Source organism: Solibacillus sp. FSL W8-0372, assembly GCF_037969735.1.
In the GTDB taxonomy this organism is placed as follows: Bacteria; Bacillota; Bacilli; order Bacillales_A; family Planococcaceae; genus Solibacillus; species Solibacillus faecavium.
In genome coordinates this window covers 2128909-2153464 of the sequence record NZ_CP150204.1, presented here as the reverse complement: position 1 = coordinate 2153464, position 24556 = coordinate 2128909, and the positions used below count along the sequence as shown (strand labels likewise).

Sequence of the window (24556 nt, the reverse complement as noted above, 5' to 3'; positions counted from 1 at the left end):
TTATAGAGAAAGAAGGAATAGTCGTGGGACAAAGATTTGAAGGAAAAACAGCATTTGTAACAGGTGGCAGCAGAGGAATCGGAAGAGCGATTGTTGAGCAATTCGCACAAGAAGGGGCTAATGTCGCAATTATTGATGTGAATGAAGAAGCGTTAGAAGGTGCAGCTAGTGAATTAAGAGAAGCGGGCTATTCAGTTTATACAAAAGTCGGAAGTGTTGCCAATCGTGAAGATGTTGAGTTGGCGATGAAAGAAGTCTATGAAATGTTCGGCTCGATTGATATATTAGTAAACAATGCGGGCGTTATTCGAGATAACTTAGTATTTAAAATGACGGATGAAGATTGGTTAACGGTTATGAATGTTCATTTAACAGGTGCATTCTACGCCTCTCGAGCTGCTCAAGCTTATATGACGAAGCAAAATTACGGCCGAATTATTAACTTGTCATCCACTTCTGCTTTAGGTAATCGCGGACAGGCGAATTATTCGACGGCAAAAGCTGGCTTACAAGGATTAACTAAGACGTTAGCAATAGAGCTAGGTCGATATGGTGTAACCGTAAATGCTGTTGCACCAGGCTTTATTGAAACAGATATGACAAAAGCAACTGCTGAAAGAATGGGCGTTCCTTTTGATCAGTTTGTTGAATTTACTACTAAGGCAATTCCGGTTGGACGAAGCGGAAAACCAGAAGATATTGCAAATGCAGTCCTATTTTTTGCTGATGAAAAATCATCTTTTGTAAGTGGGCAAATTATTTATGTTGCTGGAGGACCAAGAACTTAAAGAAAAGAGGGATTAAGTGTTTAAAGAAGCAATTGGAACACGCTCAACTGTGATTAAAAACACAGTTGAGCGAGGTGCTGTTAAAAAATTTGCAGAGGCCATTAATGATCTTGCTCCGATTTATTATGACGAGGAAGCAGGGAAAAATTCAAGATATAAACGAAATATTGCGCCACCTACCTTTCCAGTTACACTTGATTTTGGTACGATTCCAAATTTAAAACTACCGGCAAAGGGACTCATTCATGGAGAGCAAATCTTTCATTATGAACGGCCTATTTTTGTTGGAGAAGAACTATATTGCTCTACAGAAGTGAAAGATTACTATGAGAAAACTGGGAGTAATGGAAGAATGGGCTTTTTAGTAATTCGTCGTGAGGGCTTAGATATAGATCAAAACCTAATTTTCAGCGAAGATCGTATTCTCATCATTAATGAAGCAGTGAGAAAGGGGATGGGTGCTTGATATATATTACGAACTTAAAGCCAGGCGATTCATTACCTTCTATTGAAATTCAACCGGTGAATAGACTTGACTTGATTAAATATGCAGGCGCATCTGGTGACTTCAATCCTATTCATACAATTGATGATGAGGCGAAGAAAGCAGGTTTACCAGGCATTATAGCGCATGGAATGTGGACGATGGGTAATTTAGCAAAGTTATTTACACCTTACGTTGAGGAAGGTTTTATTCAAGATTTCGCCATCCGCTTTAAAGGCATGGTATTTATAGATGACCGCATTACACTAAAGGCAACTTTACAGGACCATCATTCAAGTGAAATGGTGTTTGAAGTTGCAGCAATCAATCAACACCAAAAGGAAGTTATGAATGGATCTGTAAAATTTTTATGTCATAATATTTCTGAATTTTCAGATGAATTAAAAGGGAGGATGAATGTGTGAGAGAGGCTGTAATTGTTTCCGCAGTAAGAACAGCAATCGGCAGGCAAGGTGGCGCACTTGCATCTATTCCTGCTCATGTTTTTGGAGCAGAAGTGATGAAAGAGGCGCTAAAGCGTGCAAATGTTACGGCTGATATGGTTGATGACGTTATTTTAGGCAATGTACTAAGTGGTGGTGGGAATATTGCTAGATTAACAGCTTTGCAAACAGGTTTATTTACTGGAATGCCCGGGTTAACTGTAGACCGTCAATGTGGGTCTGGCATTAATGCGATTAATCTAGCTGCGCAGGCAATTTGGGCAGGCGATGGAGATATTTTTGTAGCAGGTGGAGTGGAGAGTATGAGCCGTGCTCCTTATTTAATGGACCGTCCAGAAAAAGCTTATAGCCCTACACTTCCTCGCTTCCGAAAGTCTCAATTAGCTCCAAAAGAAATTGGTGACCCACCTATGGGGATTACAGCGGAAAACTTAGTTGAGAAATATAACATTAGTAGGGAAGAACAAGATGCATTTTCTCTACAAAGCCAACAAAAGATGGCTAGAGCGATGGAAGAAGGCCGATTTGAAGAGCAAATTGTACCGATTTATATACCTACTCGAAAAGGTGAACCAATTGAATTTAAAGTGGATGAACATCCTCGTCCAGAAACGACCAAAGAAGGATTAGAAAAATTACCGGCCGTATTTTTGAATGGTGGTACTGTTACTGCAGGTAGTAGTTCAGGTTTAAATGATGCTGCCTCAGTCGTTGTTATAATGTCTCGAGAAAAAGCAAATCAGTTAGGAATAACTCCTTTAGCAGTCGTTCGAGCACAGGCAGTTGCCGGGGTTGATCCAAATATTATGGGAATCGGACCAGTACCTGCAACAAAAAAAGTATTAGAGAAGGCTGGCTTAACTTTAGAGGATATGGATTTGATAGAAATAAACGAAGCGTTTGCTTCACAAGTTCTTGCTTGTGATAAGGAACTAAACATGGACGCGCAAAAAGTAAATGTCAACGGTGGGGCAATTGCACATGGACATCCTCTAGGTGCCACGGGTGCTATTTTAATGACAAAAGCAATTTACGAATTAAAGCGGTCAGGCGGAAGATATGCACTCATTACTGCATGTATCGGTGGCGGGCAAGGAATTGCGACGATCATTGAACGAGAGGGGTAGTCAATTCTTTCACATAATAAAAATCGTAAATGAAGGAGAAGAAAATATATGAAAACTATCCCGGATGTTGATATTTATGTACGGTATTGTGAGACGGATGCTGGAGGTCATGTGAGTAATACGAGTTATTTTCTTTATTATGAAGAAGCACGTACCAAATTTTTTGAAGCGATTAAATTTAGCGGGAAAGATCGAAAGAATTTTAATTTTATCGTAGCACGTCTTGAAAGTAACTTCATTAAACAATCATATGCAAGCCAAATACTGAGAGTATCAACAGGCGTATCAAATATCGGAACAAAAAGCTATACACTTGAACATGAAATTAAAGATGCACATACGGGTGCTCTTATAGCTAATGGAAGTTCAGTTATTGTTTGTTATAACTTTCAAGATCAGCATTCAATTGAAATACCAATGGAATTAAGGAAGGCCCTTGAAGAATATTTAATTACCACACGTTAGAGTAAGCCAAATTTCATCTTACAATACGAAGGGGGATAAATATGGAATTATTACTGCAGCAATTGTTTAATGGACTCACCCTTGGAAGCGTTTACATTCTTGTTGCGATTGGACTTACTCTCGTATTTGGTATTTTACATGTTCCAAATTTTGCCCATGGAGCGCTGTACTTAATTGGTGGGTATCTCACTTTAATGGCAATGAAAGGGCTAGGTGTCCATTATTTTGTAGCTATCATCATCTCTATGATTAGCGTTGCATTAATAGCGATTTTAATGGAACGATTGGTTTTTAATCCGTTAAGGAATGCTCCTGCTATTCATGACAAAATAGCAGCCATTGGTATGGTATTGTTTTTCGATGCACTTGTTAGCCTTATATGGGGCAACGACTACCAACGAATGATTACTCCATATGGTGACTCTGTTACAATTTTTGGAATAGCCACATCGTATCAAAGAATTTTGGTTATTGTAGTGGCGGTCGTTGTGGTGATTTTATTGCAGCTTTTTTTAAAGAAAACAATGATTGGAGCGTCAATTATTGCGATGGCGCAAAATCGTGAAGGAGCCTTTTTAGTAGGGATCAATGCGAATGCAGTAGCGATGATGACATTTGCTATCTCAGGAGCATTAGCTGCAATTGCGGCATCTATTTCTTCTCCGATTAATCTTGTATTCCCGGCCATGGGACATATTGTTATTTTGAAAGCATTTGTCGTCGTCATTATAGGGGGGATGGGTAGCGTTCCAGGCGCTATCATTGGCGGATTAATTCTTGGTATTACAGAGAGCTTGGGAGCTACGTATATTTCGAATGATTATAAGGATATGATCGCCTTTTTACTACTAATTATTATTATGACGGTGCGCCCTAAAGGTCTGTTTGCGAAGGGGGTTTATTAATGAGTAAAGTACTGAATAAACGTAATGGAATTATCGCAGTACTCATTTTATCCCTTCTTTTCCCTCTGGCCTTTTCAGATAATAAATATGTTTTATATATTATGACACTCGCCTTTATTTATATTATCGCCATTTATGGAATGAACATTTTAGCTGGTTATACAGGGCAGCTCTCCTTGGCACACGCAGGTTTTTTTGCCATTGGAGCCTATTCCGTAGGGGTGTTAACTACTAAAGCGGGTCTTAATTTTTGGTTGGCATTATTGTTAGCTGTTCTTATTACAATGGGAATTGGTTTTGCTTTAGGCATCATTGCACTACGAACGAAAGAGCACTTTTTTGCCATTTATACGTTAATAGCAGGTTATTTAATCTATTTATTAATTTATAAATGGGAAGGTTTAACGGGTGGCGTAAGGGGATTAATTGGCATCCCAATACCAAATGCAATTGGTCCCATTGAATTTTCTTCATCGATCGCCATGTATTATTTAGTGTTATTTTTTCTCCTCCTTTCTATTTTTGTCACTGTAAGAATTGTTCATTCTTTAACAGGAAGAACGTATAATGCGATTCGTAATAGTGAGGAGCTAGCACAAACTCTAGGAATTAATACAAAATTAAATAAACTAGTATCTTTTGTCATTTCGGTATCTTTTGCAGGACTGGCAGGCGGATTATACGCTTCACTTGTTCGATTTATTGGACCTGAAATTGCAGGGACTACAATGGTATTTACATTTTTAATGTATTTAATCGTTGGTGGGATTGGAACGCTTACGGGACCGATTATAGGGACGATGCTTTTTGTATGGCTGGAGCAATATTTACAAAGCTTCCAAGAACATCGGATGTTGATTTTTGGACCAATATTAACATTAATCGTTATTTTCTACCCTAGAGGGATCGTAGGAGCTATTCAGTCCTTAAGGGGATATTTTCGGACTAGAAAAAAAGAGAGTAGCAAGTCATATACAACGAATAGTGAATCAACGGATATGAAAAGTAGGGAGGTTTAATGATGACATTTATTAAACTAGAAGGCCTCACGAAAAGATTTGGTGGTTTAACTGCAGTGGACGAAGTTGATTTTGAGATTGAACAAGGAAAAATTACCGCAATTATCGGACCAAATGGAGCCGGTAAATCGACTTTTTTTAATTTGATTAGTGGCTTCCATCAACCAACATCCGGGTCAATTACGTTTGAAGGTAAGGATATTACTAAAACACCGCCTCATATTGTAGCGAGACTAGGTATTGCCCGTACATTCCAAACTACTCATCTATTTGATACGTCGTCAGTCATTGACAATATTATAGTAGGCTATCGCTTACGTACCAAATCGAAGCTTTTTGATGCTATTCTTCGAACGAAAAGAGAAAAGCGTGAGGAAAAGGAAGCATTTGAAAGAGCAATTGAAGTACTGGATTTCGTAGGCTTAGCAAATTTGGCTGACAGTCCTGTATCGACGATTTCACAGGAGTCAAAAAAACGAGTGGCCATTGCGCTTGCACTTGCTACAGGCCCAAAAGTTATTTTCCTTGATGAGCCTGCAGCAGGAATCAATCCTGGTGAAACAGAAGGCTTGGCAGAATTAATGAAGAAAATCGTTGATAGCGGCATTACTGTATGTACGATTGAACATAAGATGCAGATGATTATGGGACTTGCAGATAATATTATGGTGCTAAACCATGGTGCGAAAATAGCACAAGGTACACCAGAGGAAATTCAAAATAACCCAACTGTAATCGAAGCGTATTTAGGGGGTGAATCATCTGCTGAAGTTATCTGATGTGACAATAAAGTTTGGTGGTTTTGAAGCATTAAAAAACATTAATTTAGAAGTGCATGAAGGCGAGTTAGTTGTATTACTTGGCGCGAATGGGGCAGGGAAAAGCACGCTATTTAAAACAATTAGCGGCTTGAACAAAATGACTTCAGGTGACATTCAGTTTAATGGAAACAGTATAAGCGGAGCTGCCCCAGATCGGATCGTAAAGACCGGTATTGTTCAATGTGCTGAAGGAAAAAAGCTGTTTTCTGAGATGTCTGTCCAAGAAAATTTAATGATGGGTGGCTTTGTCCATCGACGGAAAAAAGCACAATTAAAACAGTCATTGGAAGAAACTTATGATTTATTCCCAATATTAAAAGAGAAAAAAGATGATGCAGCTGGTTCCTTAAGTGGAGGACAGCAGCAAATGTTGGCAATTGGTAGAGCTTTAATGGCGAAACCAAAACTAATTATGCTCGATGAACCTTCCATAGGGCTTGCTCCGTTAATAGTCGAGCAAATGTTTTCTGTTATACAGTCGATTAATAGAAATGGAACGACCGTGTTACTTGCTGAACAAAATGCCAATGCTGCACTGAAAATTGCTAGCCGTGGCTACGTAATAGAGAACGGCATATTAGTTCTTCAAGGGAATAGTAAAGAACTATTTAATAATGATGATATTCGCAAAGCTTATATTGGGGCATAGACATGAGCATGTAGGAAAGGCGAGAAAATGGAACAAATAATGTATTGTCGCACTAAAAATATAAAAAACAAAGGAGATAAACATGAACACATTTAAGAGGGGATTATTTCTTAGTTTGCTTTTTATTTTGGCTATAGTACTAGTTGCTTGTTCTGAAGATGGGGAAGAAACAAAAAAAGATGAAGGAAAAGCACCGGTTAGTACAGAGGGCAGTAAAGTAGAAGAGCTTACAATCGGCTATACCGGTCCTTTAAGTGGTCCAGCAGCATTTTATGGCGAAGAAACATTAAAAGGATTAAGAATGGCTGCGGAAGAAATTAATGATAGTGGTGGATTTGAAGTGGATGGTCAGAAGTATACGATTAACTTATCGACTTTAGATGACAAATATTTACCGAATGAAGCCGCAGCGAATGCGAAAAGATTAGTACAGGAACAAGATACTAAGTTCATTTATACACCACATAGTGGCGGTGTATATGCAATGCAAGTGTTTAATGAAATGGAAGATTTTATTGTTATGGCCTATACGAGTGAGCCAGGTGTTACCGAAACAGGGAATAAAATGACTGTTCGTATTCCACCTCGCTATGACAGATATATTGAGCCATTTACAAAATACGAAATGGAACGTTTCGGAAAGAAAATAGCATTCTTACCAACAGCAACTCAGTACGGTAAGGATTGGGCAGATTCATTACGCCCTGTATGGGAAGCAAATGGTGGGGAAGTTGTCTTTGATGAGTCAATCGACTTTAGTAAGGATACGGACTTCCAAACAATTATGACCAATGCATTAGCGAAAAACCCGGATGTCTTATTCATCGGTGGACCTTCACAACCGACTGCCCTTGTATTAAAGCAAGCACGTGATTTAGGTTTCGAAGGTGGATTCATTATTATGGACCAAGCAAAGCTGGATGAGATCGCAGCAGTATTAGGCGGAAGTTATGATTTACTTGAAGGCGTAATTTCGACACCACCACTAGTTACATCCCGATATGGTGGTACAGAAGCTTTCATTGAAAAATACCGTAGCCAAAATGATAAAGATCCAGGCTCTGAATCAGGATTCCATTATATTTCATTGTATATTCTAGTTGAGGCAATGAAAGCAGCTGGAACTGTGGATGATACTGAGAAAATTATGGCAGCAATGGATCAAGGAGCAAAAAACCTGCCAGAAGACAAAGAAGTTTATTACATTAAAGGTGTAGACGATGATGGTGGATTCCTTCCATTACTACGAATGGCTTACGTAGAAAATGGAGAAATTGTTCAGATGGGTGAAGAAAAGTAAATAATAGTGAAGGTTTTTACAGATAGAAATAAGCATTCTTTACGAATTATATCCCAGTACTTAGTGCCGGGAAAACTATTTCAAAAGAGTAAACAGTTGATCTGTATTACTCTTTTTTTCTTTTCATACTGTGTTCCGGTGAATTTCCTCATAAAAAGATTTCAAGTCGAATAAATTGGATACTAGAGTGAAAAAAGGGGATGTAAATTGCGTGGGAAATTATTTGGAAAGTGCTGTTTTTGAACATCAATTTTGGCTTCAAGTACTTGGGGATCATTCAAGGTTTATTTACGACTCACTATATCCTTCTCAAATAGAGGATATTTCTAAAGCTGCTTCCTTTATCCATCACTTTGATCAACTTCTTTCTCAAGTAAGTTCACTTAACGAATCGAATGCGATCCTTTTCGCTAATAATGTGGAAGAATCCGTAAAACAGTTAAGGTCCTTCAAACTATCCATTATTGAACGCCACATAACAAGCGAAATGAAAATCCATTTAACACCTACTTTCATAAATCATATGGTAAACGAATTAGAAGAATACTTACGTATATTAAACTATCTTAAACAGGGCGAAGTGCCCCCAATATTTCACGAATTACATCATCATCTAATCTGGTTAGTAGATGCATCAGGTCATGCAGGGGCTATTAATGACCGATTGGATGGTGTAGAAAAAAGATTAAAGGAAAAAAGCAGTAATTTTACAAAACACTTTGAACAGTTCTATTTAAAAGCAGTAGAATTAACAGGTTATTTACGTACGAATATACAAAAATTCCCGGCCTTAAACAGATTTAATAATGAGGTTGAAGTGGAAATGGGCTTATTTAAAACGTTTTTAAATGAACTGGAAGAAATGGAGTTAAGTGCAGAAGTGTTAGGGACATTTACTGCATCTATGGCTGATCACATGGCTAGGGAGGAACAGTACTATTTAATGAAATTGGCAGAGTCCTCTAACATTTAAGTGAAAACCTCAGCGAATATAGCCACTTCATTTATTTTAGTGGTTATATTTCAGCTGCGGTTTTTTATTTAGGAGTGACGCATATTAAGCATCAAAAATAGACGGAGAAATTCCGCTTATTAATAAAATTAAGTGAAAAGTAATCAAAATAAACGGAGAAATTCCCTCTATTGATTAAAAAAACATAAAATTTAAAGGTTTTCATGTGAATAAGCGGAATTTCTTCCCTTATTTTCCGTGAAATGAAGCTAATTCTGCAAATAAGGGGAAATCCTCCGCTTATTTTACTCAATTATTCTTTAGAAGTATTATCTTTGGATAAAAACCAACCAGCTACTGCAATAGCAATTAAAATACTATAGAAAGTTAGTTTCCACTCAAAGGAATGAGCAAATGAATAAGAGATGATATTCACATCAGGGTGACTTAAAGTTAAAACAGCGAGTTTAACGCCAACCCATCCAACGATTACAAATGCAGCAATTTCTAAGCCTGGTTTTGCTGCAAGAAGTTTTACAAAAAAGTTTGCTGCAAAACGCATGATGATTAACCCGATTAAACCACCAGTGAATATGACTAGGAACTTACCTCCATCCATGCCACCAATCGTAGGTAAGTCTGTATTAGGAAGTGTCATCGCAAGAGCTACAGCTGCTAAAATCGAATCAACCGCAAATGCAATATCCGCCAATTCCACTTTAATAACCGTTCCCCAAAAACCAGATTTCTTTTTCTCATTCACTTTTACATGTACTTTGTTTTTAAAATATATCTTTCTAGCAATATGATTGATTGCAATAAATAGTAAATAGAGAGCACCAATAGCCTGAACCTGCCATACATCTACTAAGAAGGAAATAATAAATAACGAAGCAAAACGGAAAATGAAGGCACCTGCTAGACCATAAAAAAGAGCCCTCCGTCTTTCTTTTTCAGGTAAATGTTTAACCATGATAGCTAAAACGAGGGCATTATCTGCCGCAAGCAATCCTTCTAAGCCAATTAATAATAATAGTACCCAACCATACTCTAATAATAATGATATATCCAAATTATATTCCTCCTAGCTACATTTAAGATTAACGGTAAGTAAGAACAATATTCCCTTTTTCGTTAACTATAATCATATAGCGAGTCATCACTAAAAATGCTTATAAAAAAATACATTTAATTTTCTTCGAGAACATATATTTATCAGTATTTAATAAAAGTTGATATTAAGAGGTGGCCTCCGTGTATTTTCTTAGAAAAAGTTTGGCGCTAATTTTAGGCAGTATTATTCTATCTTTAGGTATAAATCTGTTTTTAGTACCGCATAAAATTTTAGATGGAGGAACAGTTGGCATTGGATTAATAGCAAATTACTTATGGGGGTTTAATACCGGACTTATAATAATCCTATTAAGTATTCCCATCTTTATATACGCATGGTTTCATTATAGAAACTATTTCTATAATAGTTTACATGGTATGATTTTATCTGCTTTTTTTATTGATTATCTCTCACCTCTTAGTAAGCTAATAAAAGTTGAAGCGGTATACAGCTCTATTATAGGAGGCATCTTAGTAGGCATAGGAATCGGGATGATGTTATGCTTTCAGACAAGTACAGGAGGCTCGGATTTTATTGCGCAGTTTTTGTGTGATAAGACGGGTATTAATGTAGGGATTTATATTTTGGTGATTGATTCAGTTGTTATAATTATTGGGGGGCTATTATTATCTCCGGAAACATTTTATCTCTCCATTTTAACGATAATATTTATTGGTATCACAACTAGTCTTATAACAAGTATGCGTGGGAAAATAGTAGCTTATTAAGGGGTTGCGTATAATCATTCATTTGTACGGTGTCTTTTTATAAACACGAACACGCTTTCAACATTATTGTCACAATTGTAATATTTGTTATACTATTGCAAAAGAGGCGCCATTGATTCCCTAATGATTTTGGGGTTACTTTCTAGTAAGCTTGTAACAGACAACTAGAAAGGAATGATTCAATAATGTTGAAAAAAAGTATCGTGTTGTTGTTTAGTATGTTGATTTTTGCTTTGCCGGCATCTGCATCTGCAGCTACATATACAGTAAAAAGTGGGGACACGCTTTGGAAGATTGCTTCTAAAAATCAAATCGGACTAAGCGAATTAATTGCTTTAAACCCTACATTAAAAAATCCGGACATGATTTATGTTGGAGATAAAATTATTATTTCTGAGAATGAACAACAAGCAGTAGAAGAGCAAGTAGTTAGCTTAGTGAACAAAGAACGTGCGAAAGCAGGGTTAGCCCCACTTACAATCGATTGGGAGCTAGCGCGTGTTGCAAAATACAAATCACAAGATATGCACGACAAAAAATACTTCAGCCATACAAGCCCAACTTACGGCTCACCATTTGATATGATGAAAAAATTTGGTATTAGCTATAAATCAGCAGGTGAAAACATTGCTAAAGGCCAAAGAACAGCTACGCAAGTAATGGACGCATGGATGAATAGTTCAGGTCACCGAGCAAACATTATGGATGCGAAATTTACGCACATTGGTGTAGGTTTCGTTGAAGATGGTTACTACTGGACGCAAATGTTTATTAAAAAATAAAATAATGCAGTTCAAATTTTTGTAATTAAGAAAATTTGAACTGCTTTTTTATATGTCTACAATTTTTAGATATAAAGCTCCCAGCCTAAAATTAAGATGACCATTAGTAATCCAGAGACACAAGAAAGTGTATAGCGAATTTTTAGACCACGTGTTACCTTTATTTGTCGCCACCCTAATAATAGGGCAATGATGCAAACCGCTATGAAAATTATATACGCATAATTTATCCAAAAATGAAGTTTTAGTGCGGCATAAGGTGTGTAGTTAAGTGCTCTATAAAATAAAGTAGTTACATTTATAACAGTAATGAGATTCGCTAAAAGTAGTAGTGTTTCCCACTTTTTTAAAATAATAGGTGGAACTTTGTTTTTTCTGTTATTTATGGATTGGATTAAGCTGATTACTAGAATAATAACTGTATAGAGAATACTAAAAGTTATGGCTAAGAAACTGAGCAGCTTAAAGATTTTTGAACTTTTGGAGACCGGCATCAAATCACTTGTTAGCGTTGAGATCTTTTCTACTTGACCATTGTTCAAAGTCACATGCAAAAAATCATTCGAATCATCTGTTGATTTATAAAGTAATGGAGCAATTTGTTCATACGCCACTCCAAAAGCATTCATTCTATTTGACTCTGTCACTTGAATATTTAGAGTACTTAGCGCACCATATAGCTTGGCGAAACCTTTATAGGGCTGCCTTGCCCAAAAATAATTTTCTTCATGATTTTGTACATTGGGCATAGTTTGATATTTGTTTGATGGTGAATATTCTCCGAACAGGAGTGTCGGTAAGCCGTAACTAAGCGCTACTTCATTTTGCTGATTCGTCATAATAATTAAACCTAATTTGTTTTCTTTGGAAAAGATGAAATTGCTTGAAAAACTGTCCGTATTCCCTGCATGGCCCAATACATCTACTGCATAAAGACCTTCCCAAAAACCATGAGCATTTCGCGGATAGCCATTGTCAAAAAAATCACTCGTCGTCAGCATTTCTTCTAATGTACGATTGTTTTGAAATAAGGGGCTACTCTCACCATCCGCTGGCATAAGCGCCATCATAAATTTAACTAAATCCCCTATAGTACCCATTGCACTTCCAGCTGGATATAGACCGATAAAAATACGCCCATTTTTAGAAATACTTAATTCACCATCACTACCACGATACCCAAAAACTTCATCTCTTTTTGTTGCAATACTTAGGTGATCTTGCTGTGTAGGGTGAATGGATGTGTCTTTCATATTCAAAATAGAAAAGATATGTTCATTTACATATTCATAATACGGTTGTTCGGAGAGCTGTTCTACAATGAAAGCGGCCAGTGCTACACCATAGTTAGAATAGGCAACTATACTACCCGGCTCAGTCACTTGATAAGGGTTAGTAATATGAAGCATTTCTTCTAAAGGCTTTATTTCATGCGCGGACTTATAAAATAAATCTATATATTTTTCCTCCCAGCCCGCATTATGGTGCATAAGATTTAACATCGTGATAGGAGCATTATATTCCACATTTGTTAAAAATCCTGCTGGTAAATATGATCGGATATCTTCATTTAGTTCAAGCTTTCCCTGCTCTACAAGTTGCATTACGCTAGTCCACACAAGAAGCTTCGTAACAGAACCCCACTCTAAAATAGTATCAGGTGTGACTTTAATTTGATTTTCAATATTTGCGTAGCCATAGGACGAACTCATGAAAATTTCGCCGTCCTTCATAATTAATACATTCGCTCCAGCTGTAGATGTCCCAACATATTGAGCAACATATTCATCCACACGATCCTCTAGTTCTGAATAAGGAATTCCTGAAGGGGTCAGGTTATCCTCATTTGCAAAAACAGTTGATACAGAACAAAACACTAGTGCGAATACAATTAACATTATTTTTTGCATTAACGTGCTCCTTTTTACATTTATATATACAAATGTTTAAATATTCCATTTCATTATATTGTAATTAAGAATAGGTGAAATAACTAGGAATATATTAATTCATTTAACAGGGAGGAGAGGGGGACCGAGTATAAGCGGGCGAAATAGAGGGACGAATTCCGTTTATTTAAAAAATAAAGTGAAAAATAACTAAAATAAGCGGAGATATTCCGTCTATTGATTAAAAAAATATAAAATTTAATGATTTTAATGTAAATAAGCGGAAATTCTCCTCTTATTTTTGCTGAAATGAACAGAATTCTACAGATAAAAGGAAATCCTCCGCTTATTTTAATCTCGGCTAATATGTAATGCTGGTGGTTAGAAGATTAGAAGCTTTGAATTTAGGTTTAGTGGGAACGGTCTTCAAAAAGTTGCCATTAAAACGAATGGGCAGTCTGATTGAACAAAAAGTCCATTTTTAACAGCTTTGAATAATATACATTTAATATTAAATGTAAATGAGGTTGTAATTTTGAAGGTGCATGGGAGAGTCAGTTTATTTGTTGGATGGATTACATTGTTTTTAATCGGCATTGACTTATTTGTAGTATCTCCTTTAATGCCATTTATTTCGAGAGCGTACCAGACAAGTCCAGCGATGACTGGCTGGATGATTACTGTTTTTGCAATTACCTATGCTATTTTTGCTCCTTTTTTTGGGTGGCTGTCAGATAAACATGGACGGGGGGCATACATCACATTTGGGTTAGTGTTGTTCGTCGTTTCTAACATACTAACCGCTTTCGCTCCTACATTTTTTTGGTTAATTGTTAGTCGTATTTTAGTTGGTTTATCAGTTGCTTCAATTGCCCCGTTGCTTTATGCAATTATTGGCGATGTTGCACCTGCAAATCGGACAGGGACATGGCTTTCGATTCTTGCCTCAGGTCACTTAACAGCTCTTTGGGCTGGAGCTCCAATCGGTATTTTGTTAGAGCATTTTCTTGGTTGGCGTTCAGTATTTGTGGCACTGGCTCTTATGGGCGCTATATTGGCAGTAGTAAATCATAAAACATGGAAAAATAATTCGAAAAGCCTTTCAGCGAGGAATCTACTCGGGGGAAATTTATTACGAATATTTGGTTCAGTAAGTGTGACTACTAGTTGGGCGATTTCAATGTATGCTTTATATGTTTACTTAGGCGCGGCCCTTTATTCCGAGAATAGTTTCTCATCATTAGAAATCGCTGCAGCTATAACGTTTTATGGGGTTGGTGCTGTTATAGGTAGCCTTACGGGTGGACAGTTAACAGATCGATTTGGAGAAAAGAAAATTTCAAGACTAACACTCATTTTCTTAGCGCTAATACTCGTTTGTTTAGGCATCTTCTTTACATCAAGTATTTGGATCTATTTCTACTTATTCTTATGGGCTTTAATTGGATATGCAGGATTTACAGCTTACACTGCTAGGTTAGCAGGGGAATATCCAAATGAACGAGGAACTGTTATGGCATGGAATATGACAGCTTTGTATGTCGGTATTACGTTAGGATCAATGCTAGGTGGTTACGTCATTTCTAATTGGGGCTACACTCTACTTCCGTATGTTTGTAGCATTGCAGCAATTTTAAGCTTTGCCCTTAGTTGCCAACAAGTTAAAGAAACAAATACTAAACCTGATAAAGAGGGGAATTAGAGACACAATTCTCAGAGGATTTGTGTCTCCATTTTTTTAATGTGCGCCTATTGTTGAAAGTTATTTCTTAATCTATCTGCAACACGAACTAACTTTACTTTTAGCTCCTCGAACCAGGGGGGAGTATCATTAATTTCTCCGTAATCCAATGAATTTAATATTCTGGCAAACTTATATAAGTTTGCATACCTTTTAAACTGTGGGAATTGAGCCACGACATCATCATCTAAATCCATTTTGGTGCGATAGCCATTTAAAAATGAATCAATCAAGCATTTTGATTGAGGATTATCAATAAAATCATCAAGTGCTGTTACAAGATCAAGTGCATACCAATGATAGATGGCATCATCAAAGTCAATGACATTAAAATGTGGATCTTTATCCCGTTCAAAGAATAAATTATCTAATTGAAAATCATAATGGATTAATCCAAATCCATTTTGGTCAGTTGATAATGATTGAAGCCAATTCGTCATCTTACGTAATTCTTGAAGAGCTAATTCTTCTCCTGGATGTTTTTTAAACAGGCTTTCCATGAATTGTACGGTGTCTATCCAACTTTTTCTTTTTTCACCTAATGGATTAAACGTTTTTGATAAATAATGAAGGTAGGCAAGTGACTTTCCCCATTCTTCCATCTGTTCTTCAGTAATTGTATCCTCATCCAAAGTGATTCCATTAGCAGCAGTAAAGACGACGGCAATATACGTTCCTTCTGAAGTTTTTAGCGTTTCAATTAATCTTTGATTGTTTGATTGAATTGGTGTTACAGTTGGAAATCCATTTGATTGTAAATAGTGCATAAACTCTAACTCTGCCTTTACCTGTTCAATCGAGTTATCCTGTTCAAAACTAATTCGTAAAAAGTATTGAACTTGATTACGCATAAAAGCATATACGAAGTTTGAACTTGCGTGCCGTAATTCCAAAGTTCCCTCATCATGTTCCCAAAATTGAAGTAAACTTTGAGCGAATCCATTAGATACAACGCCTCTTACCATGTTTCCTAAATCCATCATTTTCTTTTTCCTCCCATTACTTCTGAGAGGGTTAAGCCTTATTTAAGAAGTAATCCCTCTCATTAGCATACTATTTTGAAGTTCTATCATTTTCAATAAGTCACCCCTTCCTTAAGAATCGGCTATAGCCAATCAGAGTTAAATTCGACATGAAATTACTAATCCCTCTTTTTTCCATGCTATATTGGTTAAGATGCTTAGCAATCAATTCAGACCGTACCATTACGTCGGAAAATGTAACGATAAACGCTGAAAGGGTGAAAAGATATGAAAAGAGAGGGAATAGTTAAGTGGTATAAAGTTGAAAAGGGGTACGGTCGTATAATGCTTGATGGTGAAGATACTAATCATGTTTTCATTCACTTTAGTTCGATCTTACCTGATAATAAGAGATTTCCAGATGGATTTAGTTTTCTTAAAGAAGGTCAAAAAGTATCGTTCGATTTAATTGAAAGTCCAAATTCTACAGATCAGAAACAAGTAGCTGAAAATGTAATGGTTATTTCTGATTAAAGAGGACTTATTTAGTAATCAGGTGCATTTCTTTTATAAGAAATGGCCTTTTTAAATTGAGTTAGTTTGGAAATACCCTTTACAAAACAAATGGGTATTTATGTTAGAATAGTTTGTATATTACATTTAACCTAACGTAGAAAAAGGGGGAGAATACGTGTCGATTTACCATAAAGTAATTGGAGAAGGTTATCCTATCGTTATGTTGCATGGTTGGACACTTGACCATCAAGTAATGTTACATGCAATGGAACCGTTATTTGAGCAACGGAGCGGATGGAAAAGAATATACATAGATTTGCCGGGAATGGGACAATCCGAGCCTCACCCATCTATTCATAATTCTGATGATATGTTAGAAGCAATATTACAACTTTTAGACCAACTTATCCCTGGGGAAGAGTTTATTATTTGTGGTAATTCATATGGCGGGTACATTGCAAGAGGGATAGCCAGTTTACGACAGAATACCGTTCGAGGGTTATTACTGATTGCGCCATTGACAGTACCAGAATTTAATGACAGGGTGGTACCACAGCAGACGATCATAAAGAAAGATAGTAACTTCATATCTCTTTTGTCCCCAGAGGATGCTGAGGAATTTTGTTCCATGGGGGTAGTTCAAGGTCAAACTGAATGGGAAAGGTTTAGAAATGAAATATTACTTCCTTCTAAACAAACAAATGAAGGATTCCTGAACTACATTCGTCAAAACGGATATGGCTTTACTTTCGATATTACGTCTAAAATGGAATATCCCACGCTAATAATAACAGGTCGCCAAGATCATATAGTTGGATATCATGATGTCTGGCGACTTATTGAGGATTATCCAAGGGCAACTTTTTCAGTTCTTGATATGACTGGTCACAACCTACAAATCGAACAAACCGACGTATTTAATGCATTAGTTCATAACTGGTTAAACAGACTTGAATCAGAAAATTTTCGACTTGTGTAGCTGGTATAAGCACGAATTACCTTACTGGAACCGAATTTAAAATAATTGAAAGGGTGATAAAAATGGAAATCGATTTTTTAAAAAAACATCCTGATAAAATAAATGAAGTTTCGAAAATGATTTTCAAGGAATTTGTTGAAAAGACTGGTAGTAGTAAGAATTTTGAAGATGTAGTGAATTATATTTCAAATGAAATGGATACTACATTTCCAATAACCCTCGTTGCTTTTGAGAACGGAGAATGTATTGGTACAGTTTCAATTTTTGAAAACGATCTAAAGATAAGGGAAAAGTACAAGCCTTGGCTGGCATCTTTATATACGAAACCTGAATATCGGGGGAGAAGTGTTGGGAAAGCGTTAATAGACAAAACGATCGAGGTAGTTAAAGAATTAGGTTTCAATGAACTATATTTAAGAACTGAGGATGCATCTGACTATTATAAAAAACGTGGGTGGATCTATGTTGAAACTGTTTTTGATGAAAAATACGAAAAGATTGATGTATTTAAGAAAGTGATTTATTGAAACGGCAAGATTTGATAGATAAAGTCTAAAATTCAGGGGGTTATTTTATGTTTATAGTAAATGTAGAAGGAGCAATTCGTCGCAATGACAAATGGCTATTAATCCATAGAAGTGAAAAGGAGGAGCATGCTGGTGGAGGCCTCTCCTTAGTAGGTGGAAAGTGTGAAATTGAAGGTAATTCATCTGATATTCTGGAAAGAACTTTAAAACGAGAAGTGTTTGAAGAAGTAGGTTGCGAAATTACAAGTATTAAATATGTTAATAGCTCATCCTTCGTGACAGATTCAGGGATAAATGTAATTGATATTGTTTTTCTATGTCAGCATAAATCTGGGGAACCTTACGCTAAAAGTACGGATGAAGTGGATGGTGTTGTTTGGATGACTACTTCGGAGATTATTACTCATACAGAATTACCTATATTTTTAAAAGAAAACATTAAACTTGCAGAGAAAGTACTACAGGACAATTTACATGTGTAATATTAGTTTTAAGGCGCGATTCTATAATAAGAATTTGCGTTTCTTTTTTTCTGTATTTAAATCCCAATGAATTTGGGCTCGAAGATTTTATTGTTTGTTTATTTAAAAAAATAGAAATTTTAAAAAATTTCGAAGGCGAACAAAACCAATAACAGCAACGGGTATGAAGTTTATTGACTGTTATTTATTGGTAATGGTATGTTGACAATAATTAGGTGGTGCGTTAGATTAGTTACTAATTTCAATTTAAAATGCAATGAAGAGGATATGAATCGTTTTAGTGAAGGTCAAAAGAGAGGGAAATCACCGGCTGAAAGTTTCCTGATTGGACAAATCGATTTACTCCCTTGGAGCTGTGCTAGGAAACTAGTGACGTTTACAGGCGTTATCTGTATCAATGAGCTACTGGAGTTACATACAGTAGGAATTTGGGTGGAACCACGGGTATTCAAGCATATATTCGTCCCTTTGCGGATGAGTATATGCTTTTTTTATTTACCAAAAAAGAAAAAGGAGAGGTAGTATGTCAAATCAACAAGTTACAATTCAATTTCCAAATGGCGATCAAAAACGTTTTGCCAAAGGTGTTACGCTAACCGAAATTGCTAAATCGATTAGTCCGAGCTTAGCTAAAAAATCAATTGCGGGAAGTGTAAATACGACGACAACCGATTTGACACGACCAATTCTAGTGGACGCTGAAATTTCACTGTATGATGCTTCATCAAAGGAAGGCTTAAAGGTAATTCGTCATTCAACAGCACATTTATTAGCGCAGGCAATAAAGCGACTGTATCCTGATGCAAAATTTGGGGTTGGTCCTGTCATAGAAAACGGTTTTTATTATGATATCGAAATGAGCCATGTCCTCGTCCCAAAGGATTTGCAAACACTTGAACGTGAAATGAAAAAAATCGCGAATGAAAATTATGCTGTTGTTCGTAAGGAAGTGTCACGAGAAGAAGCTGCTAACATTTTTGCACATGATCCCTTGAAGTTAGAGCTACTTGAATCGATACCGACAGAAGAACTTGTAACAGTGTATGAGCAAGGTGGGTTTGTTGATTTATGTAGAGGGCCCCATGTACCATCGACTAATAAATTGCAGCATTTTAAGCTAATGAATATTTCAGGGGCGTATTGGCGCGGCGATAAGAATAATCAGATGCTGCAACGCATTTATGGGGTAGCCTTTGCAACGAAAGAAGATTTGCAAGATTATTTCGTATTCCTTGAAGAAGCTGAAAAGCGTAATCATCGAAAGCTAGGGAAAGAACTGCAACTATTTATGTTCTCTGAAGAAGCGCCCGGTATGCCCTTTTATTTAGCAAATGGGCAAATCATTCGTAATGAACTTGAAAACTTTTTACGCAATTTGCAAGCGATTTACGATTACAAAGAAGTGCGAACACCACTGATGATGAATCAACGTCTTTGGGAGCAATCAGGACACTGGCAGCACTATAAAGAAAATATGTACTTCACACAAGTTGATGAGCAAAAATTTGCCTTAAAACCGATGAACTGTCCAGGACATATGCTCATTTATAAAAATGATTTGCATTCGTATCGAGATTTACCGATTCGTATGGCAGAGTTTGGCCAAGTACACCGTCATGAATTTAGTGGTGCGCTAAATGGGCTACTTCGCGTCCGGACATTCTGTCAAGACGATGCACATATTTTCGTGACTCCCGCACAAATTGAAGACGAAATTGCATTAGCATTACAAATTATTGATCACGTATATAAAGTATTTGGCTTTGAATATGAAGTTGAGTTATCGACACGTCCAGAAGATTATATGGGAGAACTTGACTTATGGAATCAAGCGGAGGAAGCACTTGAAAATGTATTAAACCGACTCGGCATTGCTTATAAAATTAATGCTGCAGACGGGGCATTTTACGGTCCGAAGATTGATATTCATATTCGAGATGCGATTAAACGTAGTCATCAATGTGCAACGATCCAGCTGGATTTTCAACTACCAGAGAAGTTTGATTTAACATATGTTAATGAAGATAATGAGAAAGTACGCCCAGTTGTAATCCATCGTGCCGTATTTGGTTCAATTGATCGCTTCCTAGGTATTTTAATCGAACATTTTGGCGGCGCATTCCCACTATGGTTAGCGCCAAGACAAGTACAGGTTATTGGCGTTTCCGAGGCACATACAGATTATATTGAAAAGGTTAAAGCCCAGTTACGCCAGGCCAATATTAGAGTAGATATAGATAAACGTAACGAAAAGCTTGGTCGAAAAATTCGAGATGCGCAAATGCAAAAAACACCGTATATACTTGTATTAGGTGATCAAGAGCAGCAAAATGAAACTGTAACTGTACGAGCGTTTAAACAAGATGGACTAAATACATTATCTATTGATGCGTTTATTAAACAGATTCAATTAGAAATTCTAAATAAGAAATTGCCTTCCTAAATTGATAACAATTAAAAATATCGTAATGGATGAATAGATTTCAAGAAATTTCACTATACGCTAAACTGCATCCCATTTGTTTGATTCGAACAAATAGATGCAGTTTTTTTATGGGTAAAATTAGCTGGGAAGGTAAATTAGTAGCATCATTAGTTATTTGTCTCCAGTGAGGGGGGAGGGCGGAATCGTGTTTAATACCGATTCACTTTACGAATAAATATGATTCCGTAAAAATATCTCTGAATATTATTATAATATATTTATGCTATTATCGAGAGATTAACAATGTTAAACTATGTTAGCATTCTTTTTGAATGAACAATATGTAATGATTATGGGAGAGTCCTAAAAAATGAAGAATAAAATGAACGTGTTAATCTTACTTTTAACAGCCATCTTTATGGTTGGTTGTACGGATGATGTAGAAGAGGCTTCCATTCTGGATGAAAAAACAGATACAGAAGATGTAACAACTGTTGATACAACTGAAAAGAGTGAAAGTGAAGAAACTGCCACTACGGTTGTTGATGAACCTATAGTAGAGGAAACTCCAGCTCAATCAAATAAAGACCAGTTTTCAGGATATAAACTTATTGAGGTAGATGGCGGTAATTTATCTGGTCATCGTGAACCTAATGTGGTAGTTAACATTGGTTTCGGGGACCGTGATTATTGGGCATTTACGAATGAATACGGGCAATTAGTACGTGTCATTGCGGACAAAATTATATTACAAGATGATGATAACGAACCGGTATTATCGTCTGGTAGATACTACTCTGATGAAGCAAAGGTTCCAGGTGTAGAGAGTTCCGTTTTAGATGAAGGACATGTCATTGCTGATTCACTCGGAGGGGTATCGAACGCTTACAATATTACCCCACAAAATAGTACGCTCAACCGTCATGGTGATCAAGCTTATATGGAAGACGCAATCCGTAAAGCTAATGGAGCAACTATGTTTGAAGCGATTATCACATATACAAATACTAAAACGCAGATTCCTTCAAGTTATCAGTATACCTATACTTTAAAGGGGAAAAAGATCGTTGATTCATTTGACAACGTGAACCCTGATGAAGTTAACGAATCACTCGGTTTAACAGGTGAGCCTTCCAAGCCAGCTCAATCAAACACTAGTGGTGGCGATATTTCGAGTGTTGATACAAACGGGAATGGACAGGTAACAATTAAAGAAGCAAAAGCAGCAGGTTTCAGTATGCCAATAACAAGTGATCATTGGTTATACCCCTACATGCATGATGCTGATAAGGACGGTTTAGTAGGCGAGTAAGTGTATATTGGGAGAGCCTAGGATAGCGACCGAAATAGAGGGAGAAATTCCGCTTAATATAAAAATTTCATGAAAAGTACCCAAAATAAGCGGAGAAATTCCCTCTATTGATCAAAAAAATCATAAAATTCATTGGTTTTCATAGAGATAAGCGGATAATCTCCTCTTATTTTCCTCATTATGACGACAATTCTAAAAATAAGCGGAAATCCTCTGCTTATTTTTTCTGCCCTAATCTAGCTGCCTCATTTTAATATTCCGTTATCGAGCGCGATTCTGTAAATAGGATCAGCGCTCATTTTTCTAAGGAGTTATCTTAGCTTGCTTAAAAACTTGCAAGACAAACTATCAACTCACAGCTGATATACGTTACGTGTAAATGGAAGTTATAAATCAGGTTTAAAAGAATATATTATTTTATAGAAGTTTATTTTCTATGAATATAATAGCTTTTCGTTTTTGTCTAGCTGTTCCTTGTTCTTTGTTGTTTTGCAATGAGATTTTTAGATCTGCCAGTTTGTCCATTAATTTTGATGTAGGAGGATAAGCAATATGGATTTATTAAAACCGATTTTATCTCACGCAAGTAGAATGCCAAATCAGAAAGCACTAGTTTTTGGGGATTATACGTATACGTACAAAGAGTTAAACGATGAAATTAATCGATATAGTAATGGTTTAATTAAACAAGGTTTAAAAAAGGGCGATAAAGTTAGTTTGTTTTTAAAAAATTCGCATTGGTTTGTGATTTGCGCTTATGCCGTGATGAAGGCAGGAGGTGTCATCGTTCCTATTAATTTCCGTCTGACTGCGAAAGAAATCCATTATATTGTGAATCAATCTGATTCAATTGCTGTCATTACAGATGCGGATCAAACTGAATTAATTAAGTCCGCAATTGCAGATGTTTCTGTTAATCCATTAATTTACAGTACTGGAGATGCAGCTGAAGGGGTTATATCTTTAAAAGAGCTTGATACTACACAAACTGATGACCCGAATGTACCAATTTCTGCAGATGATGATGCGCAAATTTTGTATACATCAGGTACAACGGGTAATCCAAAAGGGGCACTGCTTACACATGGGAATGTAATTAGTCTCAATAGTGCTCAAACTGTAATGATGAAATTAAATCGTGAGGATGTCTATTTACTAGTAGCGCCGGCATTCCGCTCGGCAGGTTTAAATATGGTTCTTACATCTTGCTTTTTTGCTGGTGCCACAGTTGTCATGATGCGTGATTTCCATCCTTTAGAAACGCTAAAAGCGATAGAGCAGCATAAAGTCACGCTATTCTTTGGTGTGCCTGCTATGTACAATGCATTTTTCATGATTCCGAAAGGGTCTTTTGATTTATCATCTGTTCGTGGCTATATTTATGGTGCAGCACCAATGTCACCAAGTATGATTGAAAGTGCTGTAGAATATTTGGGTTCAGACCAGTTCTATAATGCGTGTGGTTTAACTGAAGGTGGACCAGGAGGCGTTTATTTAACACCAGAAGAACATAAGACAAAGCTAGGTGCGAGTGGAAAAGCGATGACATTTTTAGATGTTCGGGTAGTAAATGATTATATGGAAGATATATTACCTGGTGAAGTCGGTGAGCTAATTATGCGCGGTGAATCTGTAATGAAAGAATACTATAAAAAACCAGAAGAAACAGCGAAAACGTTTCGTGACGGTTGGCTTTTAACAGGTGATTTAGCAACAATTGATGAAGAGGGCTTCATTACACTTGTAGACCGAAAAAAGGACATGATTATCTCAGGGGGAGAAAATGTTTATTCGGTTGAAGTCGAGCAGATTTTAAATGGTTATCCTGGCATTGTTGAATCGGCAATTATTGGTTTGCCAGATTTGAAATGGGGAGAGGTAGTAACAGCTGTTATCGTTAAAAAGGATGATATAGAGATTGATGAAGAAGATATCAAAGCATATTGTCGCGAGCATTTAGCTGGTTATAAATTGCCACGTAACTTTATTTATGTAGAAGCTTTACCTCGTAATGTTTCCGGGAAAATATTGAAATATCAATTACGTGAAAACTGGAAAGAGGATAAAATTAGTCAGTAGGGGACTACTTTACAGCAATTCAAAAGAGTATCAGGCGGTTTGTATT

General features: G+C 36.6%; 24 protein-coding genes. 21 read left to right on the top strand and 3 right to left on the bottom strand.

Features of this window, described 5'->3' with window-relative positions; all coding sequences use genetic code 11:
* Nucleotides 1–23: 23 nt before the first annotated feature.
* The 11 genes from fabG (at nt 24) to MKY13_RS10685 (ending at nt 8995) form a co-directional block, all read left to right on the top strand.
* Nucleotides 24–788 carry a 3-oxoacyl-ACP reductase FabG gene (gene fabG / locus MKY13_RS10735; RefSeq protein WP_191701518.1) on the top strand — a complete coding sequence of 255 codons (765 nt, stop codon included), beginning with the start codon at nt 24–26 and terminating at the stop codon, nt 786–788.
* A gap of 16 nt (nt 789–804) precedes the next feature.
* Nucleotides 805–1254 (top strand): MaoC family dehydratase N-terminal domain-containing protein, encoded by a 450-nt coding sequence (locus tag MKY13_RS10730; protein ID WP_191701519.1) that lies wholly within the window; start codon nt 805–807, stop codon nt 1252–1254.
* Nucleotides 1251–1697 (top strand): MaoC/PaaZ C-terminal domain-containing protein, encoded by a 447-nt coding sequence (locus MKY13_RS10725; RefSeq protein WP_191701520.1) that lies wholly within the window; start codon nt 1251–1253, stop codon nt 1695–1697. Before MKY13_RS10730 ends, MKY13_RS10725 begins: the two co-directional genes overlap by 4 nt.
* Nucleotides 1694–2863, top strand: a complete 1170-nt coding sequence (locus tag MKY13_RS10720) for a thiolase family protein (RefSeq protein WP_191701521.1) — start codon at nt 1694–1696, stop codon at nt 2861–2863. Before MKY13_RS10725 ends, MKY13_RS10720 begins: the two co-directional genes overlap by 4 nt.
* Nucleotides 2864–2911: 48 nt before the next feature.
* Nucleotides 2912–3328, top strand: coding sequence for a thioesterase family protein (locus MKY13_RS10715; RefSeq protein WP_191701522.1), 417 nt, complete (start codon nt 2912–2914; stop codon nt 3326–3328).
* A 41-nt stretch (nt 3329–3369) separates the two neighbouring features.
* Nucleotides 3370–4233, top strand: coding sequence for a branched-chain amino acid ABC transporter permease (locus MKY13_RS10710; protein ID WP_191701523.1), 864 nt, complete (start codon nt 3370–3372; stop codon nt 4231–4233).
* On the top strand, nt 4233–5252 hold the full coding sequence (locus MKY13_RS10705; RefSeq protein WP_191701524.1) for a branched-chain amino acid ABC transporter permease: 1020 nt from the start codon (nt 4233–4235) through the stop codon (nt 5250–5252). Before MKY13_RS10710 ends, MKY13_RS10705 begins: the two co-directional genes overlap by 1 nt.
* A 2-nt stretch (nt 5253–5254) precedes the next feature.
* Entirely contained in the window at nt 5255–6031 is a 777-nt protein-coding gene (locus MKY13_RS10700) for an ABC transporter ATP-binding protein (protein WP_191701525.1), read from the top strand.
* Complete coding sequence (locus MKY13_RS10695; RefSeq protein WP_339216907.1) at nt 6015–6722, top strand: ABC transporter ATP-binding protein; 708 nt, start codon at nt 6015–6017, stop codon at nt 6720–6722. The genes MKY13_RS10700 and MKY13_RS10695 overlap by 17 nt, the downstream gene beginning before the upstream one ends.
* Nucleotides 6723–6804: 82 nt before the next feature.
* Nucleotides 6805–8022, top strand: a complete 1218-nt coding sequence (locus tag MKY13_RS10690) for an ABC transporter substrate-binding protein (protein ID WP_339212567.1) — start codon at nt 6805–6807, stop codon at nt 8020–8022.
* Nucleotides 8023–8233: 211 nt separating this feature from the next.
* Nucleotides 8234–8995 (top strand): DUF2935 domain-containing protein, encoded by a 762-nt coding sequence (locus MKY13_RS10685; protein WP_339212564.1) that lies wholly within the window; start codon nt 8234–8236, stop codon nt 8993–8995.
* Between the two features lie 292 nt (nt 8996–9287).
* On the opposite strand, the gene MKY13_RS10680 is transcribed toward MKY13_RS10685, so the two are convergent.
* On the bottom strand, nt 9288–10046 hold the full coding sequence (locus MKY13_RS10680; RefSeq protein ID WP_339212561.1) for a TerC family protein: 759 nt from the start codon (nt 10044–10046) through the stop codon (nt 9288–9290).
* Between the two features lie 182 nt (nt 10047–10228).
* Here MKY13_RS10680 and MKY13_RS10675 point away from each other — a divergent pair, with 182 nt between their 5' ends.
* Nucleotides 10229–10816: a YitT family protein gene (locus MKY13_RS10675; RefSeq protein WP_339212557.1), complete on the top strand. Its 588-nt coding sequence runs from the start codon at nt 10229–10231 to the stop codon at nt 10814–10816.
* 185 nt (nt 10817–11001) lie between these two features.
* The gene (locus tag MKY13_RS10670) at nt 11002–11598 is read left to right on the top strand and encodes a CAP domain-containing protein (protein ID WP_339212555.1); all 597 of its coding nucleotides are present in this window, start codon (nt 11002–11004) and stop codon (nt 11596–11598) included.
* Between the two features lie 65 nt (nt 11599–11663).
* On the opposite strand, the gene MKY13_RS10665 is transcribed toward MKY13_RS10670, so the two are convergent.
* Nucleotides 11664–13508 (bottom strand): serine hydrolase domain-containing protein, encoded by a 1845-nt coding sequence (locus MKY13_RS10665; protein ID WP_339212552.1) that lies wholly within the window; start codon nt 13506–13508, stop codon nt 11664–11666.
* Between the two features lie 520 nt (nt 13509–14028).
* Here MKY13_RS10665 and MKY13_RS10660 point away from each other — a divergent pair.
* On the top strand, nt 14029–15189 hold the full coding sequence (locus MKY13_RS10660; protein ID WP_339216905.1) for an MFS transporter: 1161 nt from the start codon (nt 14029–14031) through the stop codon (nt 15187–15189).
* Nucleotides 15190–15236: 47 nt separating this feature from the next.
* On the opposite strand, the gene MKY13_RS10655 is transcribed toward MKY13_RS10660, so the two are convergent.
* Nucleotides 15237–16211, bottom strand: coding sequence for a phosphotransferase (locus MKY13_RS10655; RefSeq protein ID WP_339212549.1), 975 nt, complete (start codon nt 16209–16211; stop codon nt 15237–15239).
* 267 nt (nt 16212–16478) lie between these two features.
* On the opposite strand from MKY13_RS10655, the gene MKY13_RS10650 reads away from it, so the two are divergent.
* The 7 genes from MKY13_RS10650 (at nt 16479) to MKY13_RS10620 (ending at nt 24510) form a co-directional block, all read left to right on the top strand.
* A complete protein-coding gene (locus MKY13_RS10650; protein WP_339212546.1) occupies nt 16479–16724 on the top strand; it encodes a cold shock domain-containing protein in 246 nt (81 codons plus the stop codon).
* A gap of 157 nt (nt 16725–16881) precedes the next feature.
* On the top strand, nt 16882–17685 hold the full coding sequence (locus tag MKY13_RS10645; protein ID WP_339212543.1) for an alpha/beta hydrolase: 804 nt from the start codon (nt 16882–16884) through the stop codon (nt 17683–17685).
* 62 nt (nt 17686–17747) lie between these two features.
* Nucleotides 17748–18212 carry a GNAT family N-acetyltransferase gene (locus MKY13_RS10640; RefSeq protein ID WP_339212541.1) on the top strand — a complete coding sequence of 155 codons (465 nt, stop codon included), beginning with the start codon at nt 17748–17750 and terminating at the stop codon, nt 18210–18212.
* 47 nt (nt 18213–18259) lie between these two features.
* Nucleotides 18260–18694 (top strand): NUDIX domain-containing protein, encoded by a 435-nt coding sequence (locus MKY13_RS10635; RefSeq protein WP_339212538.1) that lies wholly within the window; start codon nt 18260–18262, stop codon nt 18692–18694.
* A gap of 523 nt (nt 18695–19217) precedes the next feature.
* On the top strand, nt 19218–21137 hold the full coding sequence (gene thrS / locus MKY13_RS10630; protein WP_339212535.1) for a threonine--tRNA ligase: 1920 nt from the start codon (nt 19218–19220) through the stop codon (nt 21135–21137).
* A gap of 352 nt (nt 21138–21489) precedes the next feature.
* Nucleotides 21490–22431, top strand: coding sequence for a DNA/RNA non-specific endonuclease (locus MKY13_RS10625; RefSeq protein ID WP_339212531.1), 942 nt, complete (start codon nt 21490–21492; stop codon nt 22429–22431).
* Nucleotides 22432–22983: 552 nt separating this feature from the next.
* Nucleotides 22984–24510, top strand: coding sequence for a long-chain-fatty-acid--CoA ligase (locus MKY13_RS10620; RefSeq protein WP_339212529.1), 1527 nt, complete (start codon nt 22984–22986; stop codon nt 24508–24510).
* Nucleotides 24511–24556: the final 46 nt, after the last annotated feature.